Raw genomic sequence first — 21289 nt, 5'->3', positions numbered from 1 at the left:
CATGATCATGAAACGCTCCACCATCAACGACATCATCCGCGACGCCGACGCCTTCATCCGCTCCTTCGGCTACATCATGCCGCCCTTCGCCTACTGGAGCCCCGAAGAGATGAAGGCGCGCAAGGTGGACTCCGCGGCCGTCTTCAGCTCGCGGCTCGGCTGGGACATTACCGACTACGGCCAGGAGAAGTTCGACGAGCTCGGCCTGTTCCTGTTCACCGTGCGCAACGGCGTCTACGCCGACATGAAGAAGGGCATGGGCATGCTCTATGCCGAAAAGATCATGATCTCACGCAAGGATCAGCTGTCGCCGATGCATCGCCACAACATCAAGGCCGAGGACATCATCAACCGCGGCGGCGGCAAGCTGGTGCTCGAACTGTTCATGCATGATCGCGATGGCGGGATCGATCCGAAGGCCGAGGTCTCGGTGCCGGTCGACGGCACCATCCACAGACTGCCGGCGGGCGGGCTGCTGAAGCTCGATCCGGGCCAGAGCGTCACCTTGATGCCCGGGGTCTGGCATGCCTTCTGGGCAGAGGGCAAGGACGTGCTGATCGGCGAGGTCTCGACCGTCAATGACGATCTCACCGACAATGTCTTCCGCGAGCCGATCGGCCGCTTCTCCAACATCGACGAGGATGTGGCGCCGCTGCACCTGCTGGTGTCGGACTATGAGAAGTGGGTGGGTTAGGAGAGGCGAGCTCGCTGCCTTCTATCGATCGAGGAGCGCGCGTAGCCTGCGCACCTCGGCGATCAGGCGAGGGATATCCTGACGCGCGGCGGCCATGAAATCCTGATCCGCGATAGTCGCGCCGGTCATCTCGATGTCTTCGCCTCGATCCGATCCTTGGCCGGTTTGGATGAAATTCGATCCGCCAAGGAAATCCCGGCCCTCGACCCATGATTTCCACGGACCACCTTGGGCCATCACCACTCGGCCTTCCATCTCTTGAAGTTCAAGCTCGGATAGAGATGTGTTCATGGCGGCTTCGTTACCTGGGGTTGCTACCGCTGGTGCTTGTCGGCCTTGCGGGTGCCAAGCAGCAGCTTTCGTTCGAGATGCGCGCGTAGCTCTGCGTAATATGCCGTTAGGAACGCGCGGGCATCATGCGCTTGCGGCGTCGCCCCGATCTTGCGTCCGATCGTCTCGGCCACCGTCTTCAGTGCGAAATAATCGTCGCGGCGCAGAACCTCCTCCAGCTTATGCAGTTCGGCGATGCCATAGGCGTCGAGCTGGGCCTGGCTGAAGCGGAATGTTCCGGCGCCGGGATCCTTTCTTGTCGACAGGTCCTCGACCAGCGCCACCTTCGGCGCCTCGACCACCCAGGTTCCGGCCAAAAGGTCGCCGATGCGCATGCGGTCGCGGTTGAACAGCGGGAACAGCGCAAACAGCAGCGCCCAGACCAGTCCGAAGATCGTCGACAGCGTGTCGGCCAGCCCCATCTCGCTGCGGCCGAGGATGATCGACAGCGGCAGGAAGATCTCGATCTCGCGCATCAGATTGCGGGCGATGACCTGATCGACCGACAGGCCGGCGCCGCTGCGTGACGCCACCCGGATGCCGACCATCCGTTTGCCGGGCGTGGCCGCGCGCCGGCCGGCTTCGAAGGCGATGAAATAAGCGTTGCGCAGGAAGAAGATCAGGATGATCCAGACGATGAACAGCGGTTGAGCGCCTTCGCCGTTGAGGCCGGCCAGCCCGAACAGCGCGACGATCGAGATCACGATTGCGGTGACGATGATGATCACAAAGTCGAGCAGGAAGGCGGCGCCGCGTGTGCCGGCATCAGCGAGCTTAATCCTGAGATCGACGCCTTCGGGCGTGATCAGCGGCCGTATTGTCGAGACGGCAGCGCGCCTAGCTGTCGCCATGCCGCACCACCCTGAACAAATAGAAATAGCAAAGCCATAGCGTCAGCATGCCGCCGCCAATGGCGTAGCGTGTACCGTCGCTGGTGATCACCTGCCTGCCGATGCCTTCGAGCAGCCCGGCAAACAAAAGCATGATCGTCACCCCGACCATGGTGGTGGCGGCCACGCGCCCGGCATCGGCCGCAGCCGTCATCCGGGTCAGTTCGCCGGGGAAGGCGATGCGCGTGCCGATGCGCATGCCGGCAGCGCCCGCCAGCGCGATCGCGAACATCTCGGTGGTGCCGTGGATAGACAGCCATCCGCCGAGCTCCAGCCCGAGCCCCTTGGCGACATAGATCTGGAACATCGCGCCGAGCAGGCAGCCATTCATCAGGATCAACAGCACGCTCGGCACCGCGAAGGCAAAGCCGAGCGCGAAGGCTAGGATCGCCACCTGGACATTGTGCGTGAACAGATAGGCGGCGAAGCCCGACAGGAAGTTGCTGTCGGCGCCATCGTAGAGCACCTGGCGCAGCACTTCGACTGAGGCGTCCGGGTTGCGCCCGCCGGCAAGACTCGGCGGAATGATGGCATCGAACCAGCCCTTGTCTTTCGTCACCAGCCAGTAGCCGGCGGCGAAGCCGACAAAGGTCAGGACGACCGACAGCATGGTTTCGCGCCACAAATCGCGAATGGCATGCGGCCAGTCATGCAGGAAGAAATCGCCGATGCGCTGCCTGAGGCTCCGACGTGCGCCATAGAGGTAAAAATAGCCGCGCAGGCAAAGCGCCTCGAGATAGCTGACCAGCGCGTTGTCGAGCGAGGTCGCCCGCGCCACCGAAAGCGACGACAGCGCCGAGCGGTAGAGCAGGGGCAGCGACAAAAGCTCGTCTTCCGACAGCGTGCGCGGCGCGCGTTTCTCGACCCGGGCGAGCAGCGCCTCGAATGCTTTCCAGTCGGCCTCGCGCTCCGAACGGAAGCTCGCCAGCGACTGGCGCACGGCATCCTTGCCGACCAGCGCGTTCACAACAGATCCTCCCGCTTGAGCTCGAGATAGCGCTCGACCAGCGCCGGCCCGAGTCTCTGGTGGTCGGCCTCGATGACATGGGCGCCGAGCAGCCGCAGCCGCCCGATGACGACCTGCCTTTCGCGCAGCAATCCGCCGGCGACGACCGAGCGCGCCACGTCCTCCGGAGTGTCCGGCGGCATGTCGGCCAGCGTTTCCAGCTCGACGTCCTTCATCATCATGAACAGCACCAGATGCCGCTCGGTCAGCCGCCCCACGGTGCGCAGCATCAGCTCGGCGCTGATCGGATCGACGAAGTCGGTGAAGATGATCACCAGTGAGCGCCGGTCGAGCCGCGCTGCCAGCGTCGTCAGCGCCAGGGTGAAGTTGGTCTCTTCGGTGGAATAGTCGATCTCCGCCGCCCGCTTCTGGATCATGGCGAAGCTAGCCGAGCCGCGTACCGCGCCGCTGGAAACGCGAGGGCGCGCATCGAAGCCGAACAGGCTGACCATGTCGCCGCCCTTCAGCGCAATGAACGCCGATAGCAAGGCGGCGGTGACGGCGCGGTCGACCTTCGGCACGCCGTCGACGGGCTCGCACATCAACCGGCCGCTATCGATGGCCAGCACGATGTTGTTGTTCTCTTCGATGCGGAACTCGCGCGCCAGAAGCCTGCCGTGGCGGGCGGTGCGCTTCCAGTCGATCATGCGCCGGCCCATGCCGGGCTGGTAGTCCTTCAGCGCCTCGAATTCGCGGCCCTGGCCGGCGCGGCGTTGCGCATGGCCGTCGGGCAGCGCCTGGCGCTGCAAAAGCGTGATCGCCTCATCACGGGCGCTGCTGACGTCGGGCAGCACCGCCACCTTGCTGTCCATCGGCAGCACGACCTGGTTCCAGACCAGCCCGAACGGCCCGCGCCAGCGCACCCACAAGCGGTCGAACCTGGCCATGCCGCGCCGCAGCGCCTGAAATTTGAGGTCGAGCGAGGCGCTGCCGGCCTCAGCTGTCAACGCGCCGCCGGTGCCGCCGAGCGGCGCCAGCCGCTCATCATGGCCGAGACGCGCCTGCACCGCGCGCGGGCGTCCGCCAAGCCTGGCGGTGACATGGACGGTGAACTGGCCGCCGACGCTGACCTGCGGCGGGGCATGGATGCTGGCCTCCAGCGACGAGCGCCCGCGCCCCGCGGCCGCGTCCACCGCCAGGAAGGCGAGCAGCGCGCAGATCCACAGCAGACCGAGATACCACAGCGACGGCAGTGCAAGCGCGATCAGGAAGGCCGGTATTGCACCTGCCGCACCTGCCCAGATTGCCCGGCCGCTCGGATAGATCAACGTGGCGCTTCCGTCTGGTCGACAAGGTCGGTGACGATCTGCTCGACCAGGCGGCCGTCGATCTGCGCCGCCGGCGACAGGATCACCCGATGGCGCAACGCCGGCACCGCAAGCGCCTTAACGTCGTCGGGGATGACATAGGCGCGCCCGTCGAGCGCTGCCCGGGCACGTGCGGCCCTCGCCAGCATGGCGCCGGCACGTGGGCTGGCGCCAACCTCCAGATCGGGGCTGGCGCGCGTCGCCCGCACCAGCCTTGCGATATAGTCGACGACATCGTCGACAAGCGTGACCTCGCCGACCGTCGCCAGCGCCTTTTCCAGCGCCTTGCGGTCGGTTTGGGCGGTGATGCCGTATTGCTTGATATCGTGCGAGGCGGTGCCGCCGCCATGGTGGATGATGATCGCCTTTTCCTCTTCGGGGCCGGGGTAGCTCACCCGGTGCTTGAACAGGAAGCGGTCGAGCTGGGCCTCGGGCAGGGGATAGACGCCCTGGTGTTCGATCGGGTTCTGCGTCGCCACCACCATAAAATTCTGGCCGAGCGAATGGGTGGTGCCGTCAAAGGTGACGGCATGCTCCTGCATCGCCTCCAATAGAGCGGCCTGGGTCTTGGGCGGCGTGCGGTTGATTTCATCGGCGAGCAACAGATCGCAGAAGATCGGGCCGCGCGTCAGCGTGAATTGCCCGGTCTGGAAATTGTAGATGTTGGAGCCGACGATATCGCCAGGCATCAGATCGGGCGTGAACTGGATGCGGCCATAGGCGACGCCCAGCGCCTGGGCGAAGCAGCGCGCCGTCATCGTCTTGGCCGTGCCCGGTGGTCCCTCGAGCAATATATGCCCGCCGGCGAACAAGGCCGTCAGCATCAGATCGACCGTATCGTGTTGCCCGGTGATGGCCTTGGCCACCTCTTCCCTGATCTGTGTCGCCAGGGCCTTTACATCATCGACGTTCACCGAGCCTCCTTGCCGTCCAGTCGTGCAGCTGTTCGGCTGCCTCATGCATTTGTGTCAGGGTCTTTGCCGCGTCGGCGGCCTGCAGGCGGGTCGTGAATCCGCCGGGTTCGCCCTTATCGCGGGAATCGAGCCAGCGGTCGAGCGCTTCGCCCTGCAAACCGTGCGGTGCGCCGAGCAGCGCGCCGGCGCGCACCCGCGCCAGCGCGCCATAGCGATCCCCCAGTTCCTCCAGCCGGCCGGCACGGCGCAGCAGCGTCGCCGTGGTGTCGACCAGTGCCCGCTTGCCGAAGGCGATGGCGCGCTGATCGGCCCGCGGCGGTCCGAACCGGCCAAGGCCATGCAGGAACGCAAGTGCCGCCGCCGCCAGGATCGTCAGCGTCAGCGCCAGGAATGGCGGCTCGACCAGAAGCTTGGCCAGATCGTATTTCCGTCCCATGCCATGCAGCGTCAGGTCAAACATCACCGGACCTTCTTCGGGCTGCAGGAATTCGATCAGCTTGAGCGCCGCCGCCGCCTTATCAGGATCCTTGAGCCCGGCATTGTTGATCAGGTCGGGGTCGGTCAGAACATAGAATCGCTCATCCTCGACTTCGGTCAGCACGGCCTTGCCGTCGCCGGCTGCAATGAGGGGATGTTTGTCGGCAACCCATTGCAGTTGATCGGGAACGCTGACCGTCTGTCCCGCAATGTTGAGCTGCGAGGCAGCGGTTCCACCTTCGCCGACTTTTGCCTTGGCGATGCGGCCGAGCCAGTCGTCCACCATGACATTGGGCAGCCGCAGGATCTTCATCTCCCAGCCTTCGTGGCCGGCCAGCGGCATGGTTGCCCATTTGGGCAGCACGAACAGCGTATCGAGGCCCTTGCGGAGTTTGATGATGTTGGCAAGCGCATCGGGGTCGCTGTCGGGCGAAATGGTGACGATGAGGAGCATCTCGGTGCCGAGATCGCTGTCGGAACGCGCCATATCGGGCGCTTCGCCGGTCAGCTTCAGCCATTCCGCGAGGCCCGCATAGCCGATGCCGCTCTTCGACAGCGGCGTCGCGCCACCGACATTCGGCTGGCGGAAGTCGGGGGCATAGGTGGACAACAGGAAAAACCCTGCCGCGGCGAGCAGGCTGGCAAGGATGCCCCAGAACAGCGTCCTTCGGCTGAACGGTTCCTGTTGGGCGATGTCGTCTGTCGCAGCGCTCACACCCAGGCATCCCTGAAGACGAATCGCTCATAGGCGCCGCGCGCTTCCTGCCAGCCTTCCGGGCCGACCGGCCGGCGCGCGAACAGCGCCGCCTCGACGATGCGCGCGATCTGGGTGAAGGCACTGCGCGCCCGCGCCGGGAGCGAAGCAGCATTGGCGATGTCGCGCGCGGTCAGCGACGGGCGCAGGAAGTCGGGCAGGCGGCCGGCAATGTCGGCGACACTGCGGCGCAGCAGAAGATGCACCGCCTCGTCGTAATTGCCCTGCGCCGCCAGCTCATCGGCTTCCGACAACAGGATCTGCGCCGCAACGGTGTCCGGACGCCAGGTTGCTTCCGCCTCGGCCACACTCTTTTTGCGGCCCCAGGGCAGGCGCCAGGCGACGCCCTTTACTTCAAGGATAATCAGCAGCAGGACGATGGCGGCTGCTATGATCACCGCGCCCCAGAACAGGTAGATCATGTAGGGGCCAAGCTTGCCCAGGAACTCGACCAGCGGTTTCAGCCAGTCGGGTGTCTTGGGCGGGACATAGGCGGGCAGGCCGAACTGGATCGAATCGTCCGACAGCAACTGCTTGTGCAGCTTGGCCAGCCATTCGGCTTGCGCAGCGTCCGGCTGTGCAGCTGTCACCTCTTCGCCCCCCATGCAACCTGCGGTCGACACTGGCAATACGCCAAGACAATTGCAAGCACCTCCAACCGCAAGTATCAATATCCGACAGTTTGGGATTTTGTTCCATAAGCAGGGGGGAATATAGCATGGCGTCGATTGCCGAAGTCCGACCGGAAAAATTCCGCATCGGCAGCGCTTTCAGCAATACGTTTTCGGTTATCGGGCGTAGCTTCGTCCCACTTGCCGCCATCGTCGGCCTTTTTTCGACGCTGCCTGCGCTGCTGTACAACATCTGGAGCTTTGGACGGATTGCCAGGATGGTAGTACCCGGCGAGGGGTTCGAGCAATCGGCGATGGCAGGCTACGGTGCCGTTTCGATGATTGCCGGCCTGGTGCTTCTGATGTTGGCCTTTCTGGCGCAGGCGGCGCTTGTGCGAGCGACAATAGAAGATTTGAACGGCAAGCGCCCATCGATTGGCGATTGCATTCAAATAGCCCTGCGCAGCTTCCTCTCCACGCTCGGAATTGGCCTTGTGATCATCGTGGCAATTTTTCTGGTGGCGATGATTTTAACGATCATCACCATGGCTATCCCCATTGTCGGCGGCGTGATTGCACTTCTGTCGCTGATCCCCATAGCCATGTGGTTGATCAGCATATCGGTGGCCGTGCCCGTCGCCGTTCAGGAAAGGCCTGGCGTCTTCGCCTCGATTTCGCGAAGCAGAGCACTAACGAAGGGAAGCCGCTGGCGGATATTCGCGCTGTTTCTGGTCCTCGGCATTGTTGCGATAGGGCTACAAGTGGTTTTCACCTTGCTGTTTCAGGCTGCAATTGTAAGCGGCGGTATCAGCACCACCGGACTCATTGCCGCCGCCATCGGAAGCAGCTTGCTGTCGACAATCGTTTCGGCAGTGATTTCCGTGGCGATCGCCGTCACCTACGTCGAACTGCGTCAGGTCAAGGAAGGCACCAGCGTCGAAGAACTGGCGGAAGTCTTCTCGTAGGAAAGACGCCGCCGCGCAGAGGATCGGCCTGAGACATCAGGCCGATCCCGGCAGGTCGTAGCCATGGCACCAGGCATCCCCGGCACAGGGCGGACTGCGCACGGCTTCAATGACAGCAGCTATGCTCCGATTGCACGCTCGTCCTGCACAGGCATGATGAGGTGATTGCCACATCAGCCTTGGCCAGCGCCACATCGAGTCTGGCCTGCAGCCCCGGCAGCTCCACGGTCTCGCCGCGCCTTTTCAGGCACTCCACCACCCCATGCAGCGCCCAGACATTGTTAGGGTGCTGGGCGCAGCGCTGCACCTTGCCGCTCAGGCCGAGATCGTCACGGTAGACCTGCTCGGCCTCCTCAGTGTGGCCTTGGTCGAGCAGCAGCGCTGCCAGCGCATGGCGCGGCGGGTGCATCCACGCCCATGGCTCGGTGTAGGACAGGTTGTCGTCAAGCTCGACCGCCTGTCGCAGATGGCGATAGGCCTCATCGTGCCGCCCCTGGTGATAGGCAAGCTCGCCATCGAGCAGAGCAGCACCGACGGCGAGCGAGGCCCGCGTTGGATTGCTGACGAAACGCCGTTCCGGCGGGATGCGCGACAGGTGCTGATGGAACCGCTCGCGCTCCTGTTCACCTTCTGCGAAATTTCGTAGCGTCGTATGCGCAACACCCTTGGCGTAGTGCTGCATGGCAGCCGTCAGCACATAGAGTTGAGGCTCCTCGACCATCGGCTCGTCGATGATTTCCTGCCAGCGGCCGAAGCGCACCTGCACATGCGCGCGCATGGCGTCATAGCCCTCCACGGTCTGCGTCAGCTTCGGCCGGTCGGGGATGCTGACGACATCGCGGGTGACCAGGCTGCGCACCTTGTCGGCGGCCCATAGTGCCGGCTGGTATTGGCCAAGGAACATGCAGGTGAACATCATCAGATGCAGGTCGTGGCAGCAGCCGAGCAAATAGTAGGTCGGCTCATCCGCATAGGCGAGATAGAGGTCGTTGGCGCGCACCGCCTTTTCGCTGGCCAGCTTCGCCTTCTCATAGTCGCCGCACAGCACATAGATGTGGCCCGGCATATGGTTCATGTGCCCGGCATCGGGGCACATTTCACCGAGCAGATCCGCCGAGCGCATGCCGCGTTCCGGCATGGTCGACATTTCCAGCAGATGGATGTGCAGGTGCACGATCGCCGGATGCTGCGCCACGCCGGCCTCGTCGGCGAACCGGATTGAGCGCTCGCAAACCTCAAGCGCCTCGACGACATCGGAATTCGGCGCCGGCTTGCCGGTCTTGAGATCCCACAGACGCCGCACGGTGCGCATCATCAGCGCCTCGACAAACAGCGCCATCACATCGTGGTCGTCGGGAAAGCTTTGGTAGACGCGCCGCATCTCAGCGGCATAGGCATTGTCCCATTGCTCGAATTCCGGTGGCGTCACCGCGTGCGGTTTCTGGAAGCGCGAGGCCAGCGCCTCGATCAACCGCTTCTCCACCGCGCTGGCCGTTGCCGCGTTGGCACGCGCAAGCTGGACATGCTCAAAGCAGCGTTTGGTCGCCGCATGGGCTTCCGCCTCGCCGTGTTCCTTCCAGGTCAGATTGTAGAAAGGGCCGGCGGCATAGGCGATGCCCCAATGCACGAAGGCGCAATCAGGGTCCGTTTCCAGCGCCTTCTCAAAACACTTGATGCCTTCCTCGTGGTTGAAGCCGTAGCACCAGTTCAGCCCGATATCGAACCAGCGCTGCGTCTCGGCCGAGGCGGTGGAGATGGGGCGGCGATAGGTGCCGAGATCGAAATGATCCATGCCTGGTTGGTTCTCGCTCTGAGCCAAAGGTCGGTCAGGCGCAATCTGTGCCAAAATTCACCCACATGGCAAATAGCATTCGGCCGGCGCTGCCTGAGAGTTGCAGCGCCGGCCAGGTCGCCATCCTGGGAGGATCAGGCGTCCAGCCAGACCTTCTCAAAGTGTTGCTCGAGCGACTGGTGCTGCTCGCAGCCATGCACGCCCTTGCGATAGGTGCGGTAGACCGAACGCCAGTAGGGCTGGATGATGATGCCGCTATCGCGCAAATTCTGCTCGATCTTGGCCATGATCTCCTTGCGCGCCTTGGCGTCAGGCATCGCCAGCGCCTTGTCGAGCAGCGTGTCGAACTCGGGATTGGCATAGGCGCTCTCGTTCCACGCGGCACCCGATTTGTAGGCCAGCGCCAGCACCTGGACGCCGAGCGGGCGTCCCAGCCACTCGGTGGTGGAGAAGGGGTATTTGCTCCAGTCGTTCCAGAAGGTGGCGGCCGGCAGCACGGTGCGTTTGATCTTCAGCCCGGCCTCGCGCATCTGCGCGGCGATCGCGTCACCGGTGCTCTTCTGCCATTCGACATCAACGGAGATGAGGTCGAATTCGTGATCGGCCTTGCCGGCCTCGGCAAGCAGTTTCTTCGACTGGTCCATGTCACGCTTGGCCGGGCCGATATCGGCATATTCGGGGTGCATCGGGCCGACATGGTGATTGTCGGCGGGCTTGCCGCGACCACCGAGACCGAGCGCCAGCACGGCGGAATTGTCGACGGCGAGCTGGGCAGCGCGGCGCACCTTGACGTCGTCATAGGGCGCATTGCCGACATTGAAGCGCGCCACGATGGTTGAGCCGGTGGCGATCTCGGAATTTTGCAGGCCCATCTGCTCGGTCTGCGAGACGGCGTCCGAAGCGGTTTCGTGGTCGGTATCGATCTCGCCGGATTCGAAGGCCGACAGCATGGCGTTGGGATCGGAGCCGTAGTCGACCCATTTGATGCCGTCGAGATGGAACTCGCCCTTCCACCATGGCTTGTCCTTGCGCTTCACCTCGGCGCCGGTCTCGGCATCCCACTTTACCAGCTCGCACGGTCCGGTGGTGATCGCCAGCGCCTTCATCGGGTCGCCGTCGCCCTCATAGGAGCGGTGCATGATCAGCGCTGGATAGTCGGCCATGCCGGCGATCAGCGAAATATCGGGCTTCGGCAAATTGAGTTTGATGGTGAAGTCGTCGACCTTCTCGATGCCGCCATCGACCGCTTTCTTGGTGTCGGCATTGACCAGCGCGCCCATGCGCGCGGCGACCGAATTGCCTGCTACCGAGGCGTCGCACCAGCGGGTGAGGTTGTGGACGACGTCATCGGCGTTGAAGGCGTCACCGTTCGACCAGGAAATGCCCTTGCGCACATGCAGCGTCAGGGTCTTGGCGTCGTCGCTCGCCTCCCAGCTTTCGAGCAGCCAGGGTTCAAAAGTGAAGTCGGTGTTCCAGCGCACCAGATATTCGTTGCAATGGCGGGCGACGTTGGACATTTCGACACCGTCGAAGGTGCGCGGATCCTTGAAACCCTTGACGTTCATGGCGACGCGCAAGGTGCCGCCGCGTTTCGGTTCCTCGGCTTGGGCCGGAGAGGGAGCAAGGCCGCCCAGCGCCAGCGCGCCGGCGGCGCTGACTCCGAACGCGGCCATCATGGCGAGATATTCGCGCCGGTTCAGGCCGCCCTTTTTGAAATCGTCGGCGACGGGTTTTGCCTGCGGGTGCAGTTTTCTGTCGGTCAGCATGAACTTCATCGTCGTTCCCTCTTGTTGGGCGCCCCGCCGCAACGCCGATGCGGGGGCGGATGCGTTTCGCCGGGACGCCATTGCCTTGGGGCGATGATAGGGCGGGGTGACGCAGCGGAGTGTTCGGGTTTCCGCAGTTCTTGTGCGCTGTTCCGCAGTTGGGATGACAGCCAATCTCCCCCCATGTGGGGGAGATGTCCGGCAGGACAGAGGGGGGCGCTGTCCCGCCGACCTCTCAGCCAAGTTCAACTGAGCCCTCAAAGGATTTCGGATAGTCAGAGGATCGAAGGCTGCCGATCCTTCGCGCCCCCCTCTGGCCTGCCGGCCATCTCCCCCACATGGGCGGAGATTGGCGCTCCGCCGTTGGCTCTCAATAAGGCCACTCGCCTTTACCCAGCGCCGCAACCGCCGCGATGATGCGCACAAAGGCCTCGGCGGCACGCGGCACGGTCGTGCGGGCGCGCAGAAAGCTGTGCACCAGTCGCGGTTCCTCATGCCACCATGCCTTGCCGCCAGCGGTAACAATCCGGTCGCGATAGGCCTCGCCATCCGAGGACAGCGGATCGCACTCAGCGGTGATGATGACCGTCGGCGGCAGGCCGGAGAAATCGCTGTCGCGCAGTGGCGAGAATGTCGGATCATCCGGCGACTGGGCCGGGCCTGAGCGGATGGTGCGGTAGAATGCGATGTCGCATGTGGCCAGCAGCGGCGCCTCGCTGTGCTCGATGTAGGAGCCGGTGTTCTCGTCGCCGCCAAGGACGGGGTAGATCAGCACCTGACCGGCCACGGGGCGGCGGGCGTGCCCGCGCGTGGCATGAGCGACCGCGGCGGCGAGATTGCCCCCGGCGCTCTCGCCACAAAGCACGATCGGCAGATCGCTCGTTGCCGCGGCCCATTCGAACACGGCCAGTGCATCGTCAAAGGCGGCGGGATGCAGATGCTCGGGCGCCAGCCGGTAGTCGGCGGAATGCACGGCAAAGCCGGTGCCGGCTGAGATTTCGGCGCAGATGTCATCATGGCTATCGAGCCCGCCCAGCACGAAGCCGCCGCCGTGGTAGCAGACCACCATCGCACGCGGCGCCTTGCCGGCAGGCTGGTAGCGCCGGACTGGAATGCTGTGATCGCCGGCGACGATCAGGCCGTCACTGACGGATACTCCTGGCGGAGTGCCCTGGTGGAAGGCCCGGCACATCGCGTCATAGACATCGCGTTGCCTGTCGATAGGCAGTTCGGCAATCTCGGGTGGGTACCAGTCGTTGACCCGATCGATATAGGCCCACAAAGCCGGGTCGAGCCGCCGGGTATACTTCCCGCGCTTCGTCATCTGGTGGATCGTGCCCATCGCAATCCGCTTCCGGCGTCAGAGCTCGTCGTAGAGCCGCGCCGCGTTCTCATAGGTGAAGCGCAAAGGCACCGAGCCCTCGACCTGCCACGTGGTGACCGTGTCGCCTGCCATCAACCTGCAGGCATCAAGCGTATTGGTGACGGCGCCGCCATAGAGCCGGTTGGCGAGGTTGAGGATGGCGGTCTGGTGCATGGCGCTGCTCGCGCTGCCGCAGGCGTCCTTGACCAGCAGCACGCGAAAGCCGGATGCCACCGCATCCCTGACGGTGGCGTCGATGCAGGCCTCGGTCCACACGCCAGCCACGACGAGCCACTCGATGCCGCCGGATTTGAGGTCGCGCGCCGCCGGTCCCGAACGGAAGGCACTGGCCTCCGCCTTGATCAGAAACGCCTCGCCATTGGCGGGCGCCACCTCGTGGCAGATTTCCGTCAGGGGATCGCTCTTGTCGGAAAAGGCTGACTTGCCGTCGGCATCGAGCGGATGGAACGGCCGCGCCTTGGCGGTATCGACGATATAGGCCCAGTGATAGAGTGGCACGAAGTTGCGCCGCGCCGCCGCCTGCAGGCGCTGGACGTTGGCGAGGATGTCGTCAAAACCTTCGACCAGATAGCGCTTGTCCTGCCGATGCTCCTCCTGGAGGTCGATGAACACGGCGGCCACAGTGCCGCGTTTGATGGAGATGGGGTTTTTCATGCTGCGCCTCGGTCGGTGGTCGACACCATCCCGTTCGCCAAGCTGGCGCAAACGGTGGTGAATGGCCGGCGCCTCCACAGCTTCGTCATCCACGGGCGAAGCAGGAGCGAAGCTCCGTCGCGGAGACCCGAGGATCCATGCCGTGACGCTGGCCAGGGAACACAGCGGTGCAGAGTTTGCACCGTTGCGGCGCTCGGGAGTCCCGGCATGGATCCTAGGGTCTGCGCCGCGTCGCTGCGCTCCTTGCTCCGCCCTAGGATGACGACGGGATGGGCGTTCACGATGGTTGCCGAAGGATGCGAAACGACTCTCAAACCTGCTTCTCCAAAAACTCATCCTCATAAGGAAAGCGCGACAAAAGCTCCGTCCCGGTCTCGGTGATCAGTATCTCGTCCTCCAGCTTGACGCCTTCGCGGCCGCCTTTCTCGCCGATATAGCTCTCCACGCTCACGACCATGCCGGGCACGACAAAACCGTCGCGGCCATAGGTCTCGTAATCCATGGCATGTGCGATGAACGGTGTCTCGCCATGCATGCCGACACCGTGCATGACCGAGGTATAGCGCTGGTCGACGAAGCGGTCCGGTATCTTCCAGGCCTTTTCGGCGATCTCGCGAAACGCCATGCCGGGCCTGACGATCGAGATGTTGTGCTGAACCTGGTCGTGCGCCATGCGGTAGAGCGATTTCTGATAGTCGGTCGGCTTGCCAGGCCCGCAGCGAAAGGTGCGGGAGAAATCGGAATAATAGCCGTAGCAGCCGATCGTGTCGGTATCGAGCGCCAAAAGTTCGCCCGGCCGGATCTTGCGGCCGCTCGCCTCGTTGAACCATGGATTGGTGCGCTGGCCCGAGGTGAGCAGCCGCGTCTCGATGAACTCGCCGCCTTGGCGGATCACCTCGCCATACATGATGGCGAACAGCTCGTTTTCGGAGACGCCGGGCTTGATCGCCTCGCGCACGGCGTAAACGGCGGCTTCCGCGCCGGCCATCGACACCTGCAGGCATTTGACCTCCTCAGGCGTCTTGACCGCGCGCACCGCCAGGATCTCGCCCTGGCAATCCCGGACCTCGCAGCCGCGTTTTTCCAGGGCCAGAGCCTGCAGATGGCTGCAGCGGTCGAGGCCGAGCTTCATCGAGCCGCCGCCCTGCTTCTTCAGCAGCTCGGCAATCTCGTCGGCGAAGGGTCCGGCGGTCTCGTCGTCGCGTCCCGATACGGAAGACCAGACGAGCTTGGAAGGCCGCGCCTCGTCGATCGTGTCGAGCACCATCGAGACATGGTAGCTCTGCGGATATTCGAACAGCACGATCGGCCCGACGGTGGGGATAAAGAAATAACGGGTCGAATTGCGCAGGAAATAGCCGAACATGTTGCGCGAGCCGGTGGCGTAGCGCTGGTTGTAAGGGTCGAACAGCACAACGCCGCCATAGCCGGCCTCGCGCATCCAGCCGCGCAGTTTGGCGAGCCGGCCTTTGCGCAACGCATCCGCATCGATGAAGGACGGCTCGGTGTCGGACAGCCACATGCCGCCGGCCGGGTCCGCGGTGGCGGGGTGGCGCATGCGGTCCTTGAAGTCCACATCCTCGGTGCTGTCGGGGTCGAATACGACGATGCTCATGAGTGCCTCCTGAAGCCTCGACCATAGCGGGGCAGGGCGTCAATCTTGTGCGGCATTCCGCAAATGTCGTGCTGGATGCCGCAGGGTGGCTTAGCTAGAAGCGAGCAACGCCGCGATCCTTCACGCCCCCCTCTGTCCTGCCGGACATCTCCCCCACGAGGGGGGAGATTGGCCGTCGTTGCTGCTTCCGCCAACCACCAAAGTTGAAGAGGAGGCGCGGCCAGTGAAACTGCCGATCTCCCCCCAAGTGGGGGAGATGTCCGGCAGGACAGAGGGGGGCGCTGTCCYGCCAACGTTGCGCTGTGATAGCGCTAGACGCCTAATGCCGTCGCATCGCCTTCGGCGCATGCCCATGCTCTTCGCGAAACGCCCGCGCAAAACTCGACATCGAGGCGAAGCCGCAGGCAAGCGCCACGTCGCGCACCATCAGCGTTGAATGCGCCAAAAGGTCGGCGGCGCGCTTCAGCCTGAGCCGCCGGTAATAGCCGTTGGGCGAGATGCTGAGTTCTGAGCGAAAATTGCGCTCCAGCTTGTCGGAGGAGACGCCGAGCCGTTCCGCCAGTTCCGTCATGGCGAGCCGCTCCTCCACCGCGTCCTCCATGATGGCGATGGCCGACAGCACCAGTTCGTTCTGGACGCCGGTGCGCAGCCTGAGCGGCATCAGCTTGCGATCGACGCTGGAGCGCAAAGGGCTGTGCACGAACCATTCGGCGACGCCGGCCGCAAGCTCGGCGCCATAGTCGTTGGTGATGATCTCGAGCATCATGTCGAGGCTGCCGACTCCACCGGCCGAAGTGAAGCGCTTGCGGTCGATGACATAGAGATCGCGCCGCAGCTCAATATCAGGAAACGCCTCGGTGAAGGCGGCCTGGCTGGTCCAGTGCAAGGTGCAGGCATGGCCGTCGAGCAGGCCGGCTCGCGCCAGGAAGAAGGCGGCATCCGCCACCGCGCCGATATGGGCGCCACCCCGCAGGCTCTTGCGGATCCAGTGCATCGCGTCATCAGCCACGACATGGTCGGCATTGCCGCCCGAGCAGACGACGATGCGATCGACCTTCGGCGCATCGCCGGCGAAAAAGCCCGGCTGGATGACGACGCCGTTCGAGGCTTCGACCGGTCCTTCGGCGGCGCCGACGATCACCCAGCGGTAGCAGTCTTTCTTCGCCAGCACGTTGGCCGCGCGCAGCGGCTCGATGACCGAACTGAACGCCATCATCGGAAAGCCGGGAAACACCAGCACGGCGAAGGTGAGGGGCCCTGCGCTTGCCGTCGGCTGCGCGCGGTCGCGTTTTCCGCTGGTGGCATTCACGATGGTGATTTTCCCGGACGCGTCATGGCTGGCTGTCGCAAACTGTAGCGGGCAGTTGGGCGCGCTGGCAACGGAGACGACAAGCGATACCTGCGCCCGCCCGCTCGGCCAGCGAACCAACCGTTCACCAAACGGGATAGGAAAACCTTAAGCGGAAACAGCGAGACTGACAGCGGTCATGGCGATGGAACGCTGGCGGTGGAACTCAACTACGACTTCGAACTGCAATCGATTTTTCCGAAGGCCGTCTGGCTCGTCCCCGAGTGCAAGGATCTGCTGATCCAGGTCGGCATCGCCCACAACATGAAGGGCAATTACGTCGCGGCCTTTGTCGATCCTGCAACTTCCGTTGCGCTGTGGCGAGGGCCGGCCGAACTCAGGTCTACATTGATAAAGTCTGGCTGGAGCACGCTGCCATACGAAGGCGAGGCAGCGCCCGATAAGGCGCAATTCCTGATCCCGCAATTGATGGACATGCATGCCAAGCACAAAAGCGGCGCCTATGACGCACAGGCCGTCAAATATGCCGTTTGGGATATTTACCGCTTCACCAACCAGCTGACCGTGGGGGAGATTCTGGGCGCCGACGGCCAACCGACCTGTTCGCCGCTGACCCAGCAGAGAATGAAGAACGCCCGACCAACCTCCGCCTTCGACGCCAACAAAGCGGTCATGGCAATGGTGTCCGACACGCGAAACCATCCTTCAGCCGACAATGCAGCGCAACCAGCCCCATCAACCAGTGCCGGCTCCGGCCTGCTTGGGCGCGCTGCTCGCATCTTTGGCCGCCGGCCGAACTGAGCGCCGACCCGGTTCAGGGCGAGTGAACGGCTGAGCGCGGCCGCGCTTTCCGCCGGCAGCATCGCGATTGTGTATTTCCCAACCGCTGCATTGGTGGCAGACAGGCAGCCGGCGTTTCGGCACGCCGGCAACGGAGACCAGGCATCATGTTTGCGGCCAAGGCCATCGACAGCACCGACAAGGCAGCGTTCTACCGCGACCTCGCCGCTCAGTTGAAAGCGCTGCTCGACGGCGAACGTGACTCGATCGCCAACGCGGCCAACACGTCAGCGCTGATTTTCCAGATGGTGCCGGATCTCAACTGGGCCGGCTTCTATTTCATGGCATCAGAGGAAGAATTGGTGCTTGGACCCTTCCAGGGCAAGCCGGCTTGCGTGCGCATCGCGGTCGGCCAGGGTGTGTGCGGTACCGCGATCGATCTCGAAATGTCGATGCTGGTCAAGGATGTGCACGACTTTGCCGGCCATATCGCCTGCGACGCCGCCTCGCGCTCGGAGCTGGTCGTGCTGCTCAGGGACAATGACGGCGTCTTCGGCCTGATCGATCTCGACAGCCCGACGCCCGGCCGCTTCGACAAGGAAGACCAGACCGGCATAGAGCAACTGGCGGCGATCTATGTCGCGGCAAGCTCGTTCGAGGATTGAACGGCTTTAAGCGAACTTCACCAGCATCAGGCTGAAGCAGCCGATGAACAGAAACGCCGAGAAGGCGAGCACCAGGGGCCGCAGGCCGCGCGAGCGCAGCTGCGAAATGTCGGCCTGCAGGCCCATGGCGGCCAGTCCCATGGTCAGCATGATGGTGGTGCCGAGCGCCATGGCCGACTTCACTTCGGCCGGCACGGTGACCAGGCTGTTCAGCGCCACGACGGCGATGAAGGCGGCAACGAACCACGGCATCGGCGGTCGGGCAGCCGAGCGATCGTCGCTCGTCTTGCGGCGCGCCATCAGGCCAAGCGCGATGACCATCGGCGCCAGCATGGCAACGCGCGTTAATTTGGCCACCGTGGCGATCTCACCGGATTGGGCGCCGTTCTGGAACCCGGCGCCGATGACCTGCGCCACCTCATGGATCGAGGCGCCAGCCCACAGGCCGAACGCATGCTGGTCGAGACCAAACACCGGCGCCAGCAGCGGGAAGCCAAGCATGGCGACGGTGCCGAACAGGGTGATCGAGGCGACGGCATAGGTGACGTCCTCGTCGCGCGCATCGGTGACGATGTTGGTGGCAACAATGGCCGAAGCGCCGCAGATCGAGGTGCCAGCGGCAATCAGCTGCGCCAGCTTGCGGTCGACGCCGAGCAACCGGCCGAGCATAATGGTGAAGACGAAGGTCGCGCCAAGCGTGGCCGCGACAATGCCGACGCCGCCGGCGCCGATGGAGACGACCTGGCCGAGCGTCAGCTGGAAGCCGAGCAGCACGATGGCAAAGCGCAGCAGGCGCTTCTGCGAGAAGGCGATGCCGGCCTTGGCGTGGGCGGGCGTGCCGAGCACATTGGAATAGATCATACCGGCGACGACGGCGAGGATCATCGGGCTGAACAGCGCGAAGCCGGAGACATTGTGGGCCGAGAAAGCCGCGGCGGTGATCATCGCCACCAGCACGATGCCGGGGATAACGCCATTCCACACCGAATCGAGCCGCTTGCGGCCCGCCACCAGATCGGCAGAAATCGTGCTTTTCGGAATATCGTTCGCAATGTGGGTGGCGGCAGACAATGCAATTCTCCAGTCGACTACGCCGGAGGAATGCCATTCCTAAACCAATCTTCCAACGAATTGTTTTGGTTAGAATGATCGATTTTTACGAACGATCAGGTTAGGGCGCGGGGGCGCAGGCGCAGGGCAAGGGGATCGGCCGGCTGTTGCTGGAGCGCGCCGAGCAGAAGGCACGTGAGGCCGGCCGCCGCGAATTGCGCCTTCGAGGCCAATGTATCGCTCTACAGGCGGCACGGTTACGCGATCGACCGCGAAAGAGCCGTTCATGAACGGCACAACGGTCTATATGAGCAAGAAGCTGGCGTGATCGCCAACAAACAGGGAGGGTCGGATGGCAGTCAGGGTGCGGTTGAAGCCACTCTCGGGGCGGTATGCGGTTTCGCGCCTCGAAGCAAAAGAAAGCATTCCCGGCTGGGCGGACGGGCCGGGCTTCGTCAGCATCACCAGGAACGAGGACGAGCTTTCGATCGTCTGCCTGCAGGAGCGGGTGCCAGACGGGGTGAAGCACGACAGGGACTGGGTGGCCCTGAAACTCCAGGGTCCCTTTGCCTTTGACGAAACAGGCATCGTGCTGTCGGTAATAAAGCCATTGTCGGAAAACGAGCTCGGCATTTTCCTGGTATCCACTTTCGATGGCGACCATCTGCTGGTCAAGGCCACGGATGAAGCCGCGGCAAGGGGGCTTCTGGTGGCGGCCGGGCACATGCTTCTGTAGCCGTCTGGCTCAATTGCCCGCCCTTGCGTTTGACATCGGTCTTGCCGCATCGTTATCTCTGAACCGATACGACGATCCGCCGATCGCTCCCCAAACAGATCAGAAATCTCCCGAGGAGAACCATGTCTCACAATCTGCAGTTCTATATCGATGGCGCCTGGTTGGATCCGGTCGTGCCGAGGGTTCTCGACGTCATCGATCCGTCGAACGAGGACGCCTTCGCGCAGATCTCGATCGGCTCCAAGGCCGATGTCGACAAGGCGGTCGCCGCCGCCAGGCGCGCCTTCAACACGTTCGGCTTCACCGAAGTCGCCGAGCGGCTCGACCTGTTGAACCGCATCATCGAAGTCTACAAGGAGCGTAGCGCCGATCTGGCGGTGGCGGTGTCGCGCGAGATGGGCGCGCCGCGCCAGATGGCGATCGACAGCCAGGTCGGCATCGGCCTCGCGCATCTGACCAAGATGGCCGAGACGCTGAAGACTTTCCAGTTCCGCCACGTCAAGGGCAACCATCTCGTGGTCAAGGAGCCGATCGGCGTCGTTGGCCTGATCACGCCGTGGAACTGGCCGCTGAACCAGATCACCTGCAAGGTCGGTCCCGCGCTTGCGGCCGGCTGCACCATGGTGCTGAAGCCAAGCGAAATCGCCCCGCTCGACGCCATCATTTTTGCCGAAATCCTCGACGAGGCCGGCGTTCCCAAGGGCGTCTTCAACCTCGTCAATGGCGATGGGCCGGGCGTTGGTCAGGCGCTGTCCAGCCATCCCGATGTCGACATGATGTCGTTCACCGGCTCGACCCGCGCCGGCATTCTGGTGGCCAAGGCCGCTGCCGACACGGTCAAGCGCGTGCATCAGGAACTGGGCGGCAAGTCGGCCAACATCCTGTTCCCGGATGTCGACCTCGCCAACGCCGTCAGCAAGGGCGTCGCCGGCTGCTTCAGCAACAGCGGCCAGTCCTGCAACGCGCCGACCCGCATGTTCGTGCCGCGCGACCGCCATGACGAGGCGGCGGGCTACGCCAAAGTGGCGGCGGAAAAGTTCACCGTCGGCCCGGCCGATGCGGCCGGCACGAAGCTCGGGCCCGTGGTCAGCCAGATCCAGTACGACAAGATCCAGGAGCTGATCCAGAGCGGCATCGAGGAGGGTGCTACGCTGGTTGCCGGCGGCCCCGGCCGTCCCGCCGAACTCAACCGCGGCTACTATGTCCGGCCGACCGTGTTCGCCGATGTGACCTCGGACATGCGCATAGCCCGCGAAGAAATCTTTGGGCCGGTGCTGACGATCCTGCCCTATGACAGCGTCGAAGAGGCGATCGGCACCGCCAACGACACCGTCTATGGCTTGGCCTCCTACATCCAGGCCAAGGACATGAACAAGGCCCGCGAAGTCGCCGCCCGCATGCGCACCGGCAACGTCTACATCAACTACCCCACCTGGGACGCCGGCCTGCCGTTCGGCGGCTACAAGCAATCGGGCAACGGCCGCGAATATGCTGAATACGGGCTCGAGGATTTCCTCGAGATCAAGGGCATTGCGGGCTACGAGGCGGCCGAGTAGGGTTGACCCGCTTGAGGCCGGCGATGGGTGCCGG

Annotated in this window: 20 protein-coding genes; 6 read left to right on the top strand and 14 right to left on the bottom strand. The window is 63.8% G+C overall.

All coding sequences use genetic code 11. The features are described 5' to 3' along the window. Nucleotides 1-7 precede the first annotated feature (7 nt). On the top strand, nucleotides 8-694 hold the full coding sequence (locus AC1DXU_RS16505; RefSeq protein WP_477320237.1) for a D-lyxose/D-mannose family sugar isomerase: 687 nt from the start codon (nucleotides 8-10) through the stop codon (nucleotides 692-694). 21 nt (nucleotides 695-715) lie between these two features. On the opposite strand, the gene AC1DXU_RS16500 is transcribed toward AC1DXU_RS16505, so the two are convergent. Genes AC1DXU_RS16500 through AC1DXU_RS16470 form a run of 7 tightly spaced genes read right to left on the bottom strand, consistent with a single transcriptional unit; the run spans nucleotide 716 to nucleotide 6962 of the window. After that, entirely contained in the window at nucleotides 716-985 is a 270-nt protein-coding gene (locus tag AC1DXU_RS16500; RefSeq protein WP_477370236.1) for a hypothetical protein, read from the bottom strand. 23 nt (nucleotides 986-1008) lie between these two features. Beyond that, nucleotides 1009-1875: an RDD family protein gene (locus AC1DXU_RS16495; protein WP_477370233.1), complete on the bottom strand. Its 867-nt coding sequence runs from the start codon at nucleotides 1873-1875 to the stop codon at nucleotides 1009-1011. Next, nucleotides 1862-2881, bottom strand: coding sequence for a stage II sporulation protein M (locus AC1DXU_RS16490; protein WP_477370230.1), 1020 nt, complete (start codon nucleotides 2879-2881; stop codon nucleotides 1862-1864). Before AC1DXU_RS16490 ends, AC1DXU_RS16495 begins: the two co-directional genes overlap by 14 nt. Continuing rightward, nucleotides 2878-4188 (bottom strand): DUF58 domain-containing protein, encoded by a 1311-nt coding sequence (locus AC1DXU_RS16485; RefSeq protein ID WP_477320175.1) that lies wholly within the window; start codon nucleotides 4186-4188, stop codon nucleotides 2878-2880. The genes AC1DXU_RS16490 and AC1DXU_RS16485 overlap by 4 nt, the downstream gene beginning before the upstream one ends. Next, entirely contained in the window at nucleotides 4185-5141 is a 957-nt protein-coding gene (locus AC1DXU_RS16480; protein ID WP_477370228.1) for an AAA family ATPase, read from the bottom strand. The genes AC1DXU_RS16485 and AC1DXU_RS16480 overlap by 4 nt, the downstream gene beginning before the upstream one ends. Beyond that, nucleotides 5128-6333, bottom strand: coding sequence for a DUF4350 domain-containing protein (locus tag AC1DXU_RS16475; RefSeq protein ID WP_477370226.1), 1206 nt, complete (start codon nucleotides 6331-6333; stop codon nucleotides 5128-5130). Before AC1DXU_RS16475 ends, AC1DXU_RS16480 begins: the two co-directional genes overlap by 14 nt. Beyond that, on the bottom strand, nucleotides 6330-6962 hold the full coding sequence (locus AC1DXU_RS16470; protein ID WP_477370223.1) for a DUF4129 domain-containing protein: 633 nt from the start codon (nucleotides 6960-6962) through the stop codon (nucleotides 6330-6332). The genes AC1DXU_RS16475 and AC1DXU_RS16470 overlap by 4 nt, the downstream gene beginning before the upstream one ends. A 128-nt stretch (nucleotides 6963-7090) precedes the next feature. Between AC1DXU_RS16470 and AC1DXU_RS16465 the strand changes: the two genes are divergently transcribed. Then, nucleotides 7091-7948 carry a hypothetical protein gene (locus AC1DXU_RS16465; protein ID WP_477320183.1) on the top strand — a complete coding sequence of 286 codons (858 nt, stop codon included), beginning with the start codon at nucleotides 7091-7093 and terminating at the stop codon, nucleotides 7946-7948. A gap of 106 nt (nucleotides 7949-8054) precedes the next feature. Here the strand turns inward: AC1DXU_RS16465 and AC1DXU_RS16460 are convergent, their stop codons facing one another. The 6 genes from AC1DXU_RS16460 to AC1DXU_RS16435 all read right to left on the bottom strand — a co-directional run bounded on the left by AC1DXU_RS16460 (nucleotide 8055) and on the right by AC1DXU_RS16435 (nucleotide 16375). Then, the gene (locus AC1DXU_RS16460) at nucleotides 8055-9740 is read right to left on the bottom strand and encodes a hypothetical protein (RefSeq protein WP_477370220.1); all 1686 of its coding nucleotides are present in this window, start codon (nucleotides 9738-9740) and stop codon (nucleotides 8055-8057) included. A 134-nt stretch (nucleotides 9741-9874) separates the two neighbouring features. Next, a complete protein-coding gene (locus tag AC1DXU_RS16455) occupies nucleotides 9875-11515 on the bottom strand; it encodes an ABC transporter substrate-binding protein (protein WP_477370217.1) in 1641 nt (546 codons plus the stop codon). A gap of 361 nt (nucleotides 11516-11876) precedes the next feature. Further along, nucleotides 11877-12830: an alpha/beta hydrolase gene (locus AC1DXU_RS16450; protein WP_477370214.1), complete on the bottom strand. Its 954-nt coding sequence runs from the start codon at nucleotides 12828-12830 to the stop codon at nucleotides 11877-11879. A gap of 36 nt (nucleotides 12831-12866) precedes the next feature. Then, on the bottom strand, nucleotides 12867-13544 hold the full coding sequence (locus AC1DXU_RS16445; RefSeq protein WP_477370211.1) for an isochorismatase family protein: 678 nt from the start codon (nucleotides 13542-13544) through the stop codon (nucleotides 12867-12869). A gap of 310 nt (nucleotides 13545-13854) precedes the next feature. Beyond that, the gene (locus AC1DXU_RS16440; protein ID WP_477370208.1) at nucleotides 13855-15159 is read right to left on the bottom strand and encodes a M24 family metallopeptidase; all 1305 of its coding nucleotides are present in this window, start codon (nucleotides 15157-15159) and stop codon (nucleotides 13855-13857) included. Between the two features lie 319 nt (nucleotides 15160-15478). After that, nucleotides 15479-16375 carry a GlxA family transcriptional regulator gene (locus AC1DXU_RS16435; RefSeq protein WP_477320239.1) on the bottom strand — a complete coding sequence of 299 codons (897 nt, stop codon included), beginning with the start codon at nucleotides 16373-16375 and terminating at the stop codon, nucleotides 15479-15481. Between the two features lie 291 nt (nucleotides 16376-16666). On the opposite strand from AC1DXU_RS16435, the gene AC1DXU_RS16430 reads away from it, so the two are divergent. Both AC1DXU_RS16430 and AC1DXU_RS16425 read left to right on the top strand, forming a co-directional pair. Continuing rightward, entirely contained in the window at nucleotides 16667-17269 is a 603-nt protein-coding gene (locus AC1DXU_RS16430) for a hypothetical protein (protein WP_477370205.1), read from the top strand. 146 nt (nucleotides 17270-17415) lie between these two features. Further along, on the top strand, nucleotides 17416-17913 hold the full coding sequence (locus AC1DXU_RS16425; protein WP_477370202.1) for a GAF domain-containing protein: 498 nt from the start codon (nucleotides 17416-17418) through the stop codon (nucleotides 17911-17913). Nucleotides 17914-17919: 6 nt separating this feature from the next. On the opposite strand, the gene AC1DXU_RS16420 is transcribed toward AC1DXU_RS16425, so the two are convergent. Beyond that, complete coding sequence (locus tag AC1DXU_RS16420; RefSeq protein WP_477370200.1) at nucleotides 17920-18984, bottom strand: YeiH family protein; 1065 nt, start codon at nucleotides 18982-18984, stop codon at nucleotides 17920-17922. 331 nt (nucleotides 18985-19315) lie between these two features. Here AC1DXU_RS16420 and AC1DXU_RS16415 point away from each other — a divergent pair, with 331 nt between their 5' ends. Both AC1DXU_RS16415 and AC1DXU_RS16410 read left to right on the top strand, forming a co-directional pair. Continuing rightward, nucleotides 19316-19699 carry an ACT domain-containing protein gene (locus AC1DXU_RS16415; protein ID WP_477370197.1) on the top strand — a complete coding sequence of 128 codons (384 nt, stop codon included), beginning with the start codon at nucleotides 19316-19318 and terminating at the stop codon, nucleotides 19697-19699. 122 nt (nucleotides 19700-19821) lie between these two features. After that, complete coding sequence (locus tag AC1DXU_RS16410; RefSeq protein ID WP_477370194.1) at nucleotides 19822-21255, top strand: aldehyde dehydrogenase family protein; 1434 nt, start codon at nucleotides 19822-19824, stop codon at nucleotides 21253-21255. Nucleotides 21256-21289: the final 34 nt, after the last annotated feature.

Source organism: Mesorhizobium sp. P3_A10, from assembly GCF_056403175.1.
The sequence above is the reverse complement of the archived record's forward strand: the minus strand, read 5'-3'. Positions and strand labels throughout refer to the sequence as shown.

Excerpts from the sequence above, each read along its gene's own strand:
- AC1DXU_RS16505 (WP_477320237.1), top strand. The coding sequence starts at position 8 with ATGAAACGCTCCACCATCAACGACATCATCCGCGACGCCGACGCCTTC.
- AC1DXU_RS16500 (WP_477370236.1), bottom strand. The coding sequence starts at position 985 with ATGAACACATCTCTATCCGAGCTTGAACTTCAAGAGATGGAAGGCCGA.
- AC1DXU_RS16495 (WP_477370233.1), bottom strand. The coding sequence starts at position 1,875 with ATGGCGACAGCTAGGCGCGCTGCCGTCTCGACAATACGGCCGCTGATC.
- AC1DXU_RS16465 (WP_477320183.1), top strand. The coding sequence starts at position 7,091 with ATGGCGTCGATTGCCGAAGTCCGACCGGAAAAATTCCGCATCGGCAGC.
- AC1DXU_RS16460 (WP_477370220.1), bottom strand. The coding sequence starts at position 9,740 with ATGGATCATTTCGATCTCGGCACCTATCGCCGCCCCATCTCCACCGCC.
- AC1DXU_RS16455 (WP_477370217.1), bottom strand. The coding sequence starts at position 11,515 with ATGAAGTTCATGCTGACCGACAGAAAACTGCACCCGCAGGCAAAACCC.
- AC1DXU_RS16450 (WP_477370214.1), bottom strand. The coding sequence starts at position 12,830 with ATGACGAAGCGCGGGAAGTATACCCGGCGGCTCGACCCGGCTTTGTGG.
- AC1DXU_RS16445 (WP_477370211.1), bottom strand. The coding sequence starts at position 13,544 with ATGAAAAACCCCATCTCCATCAAACGCGGCACTGTGGCCGCCGTGTTC.
- AC1DXU_RS16440 (WP_477370208.1), bottom strand. The coding sequence starts at position 15,159 with ATGAGCATCGTCGTATTCGACCCCGACAGCACCGAGGATGTGGACTTC.
- AC1DXU_RS16435 (WP_477320239.1), bottom strand. The coding sequence starts at position 16,375 with ATGATGGCGTTCAGTTCGGTCATCGAGCCGCTGCGCGCGGCCAACGTG.
- AC1DXU_RS16425 (WP_477370202.1), top strand. The coding sequence starts at position 17,416 with ATGTTTGCGGCCAAGGCCATCGACAGCACCGACAAGGCAGCGTTCTAC.
- AC1DXU_RS16415 (WP_477370197.1), top strand. The coding sequence starts at position 19,316 with ATGGCAGTCAGGGTGCGGTTGAAGCCACTCTCGGGGCGGTATGCGGTT.
- AC1DXU_RS16410 (WP_477370194.1), top strand. The coding sequence starts at position 19,822 with ATGTCTCACAATCTGCAGTTCTATATCGATGGCGCCTGGTTGGATCCG.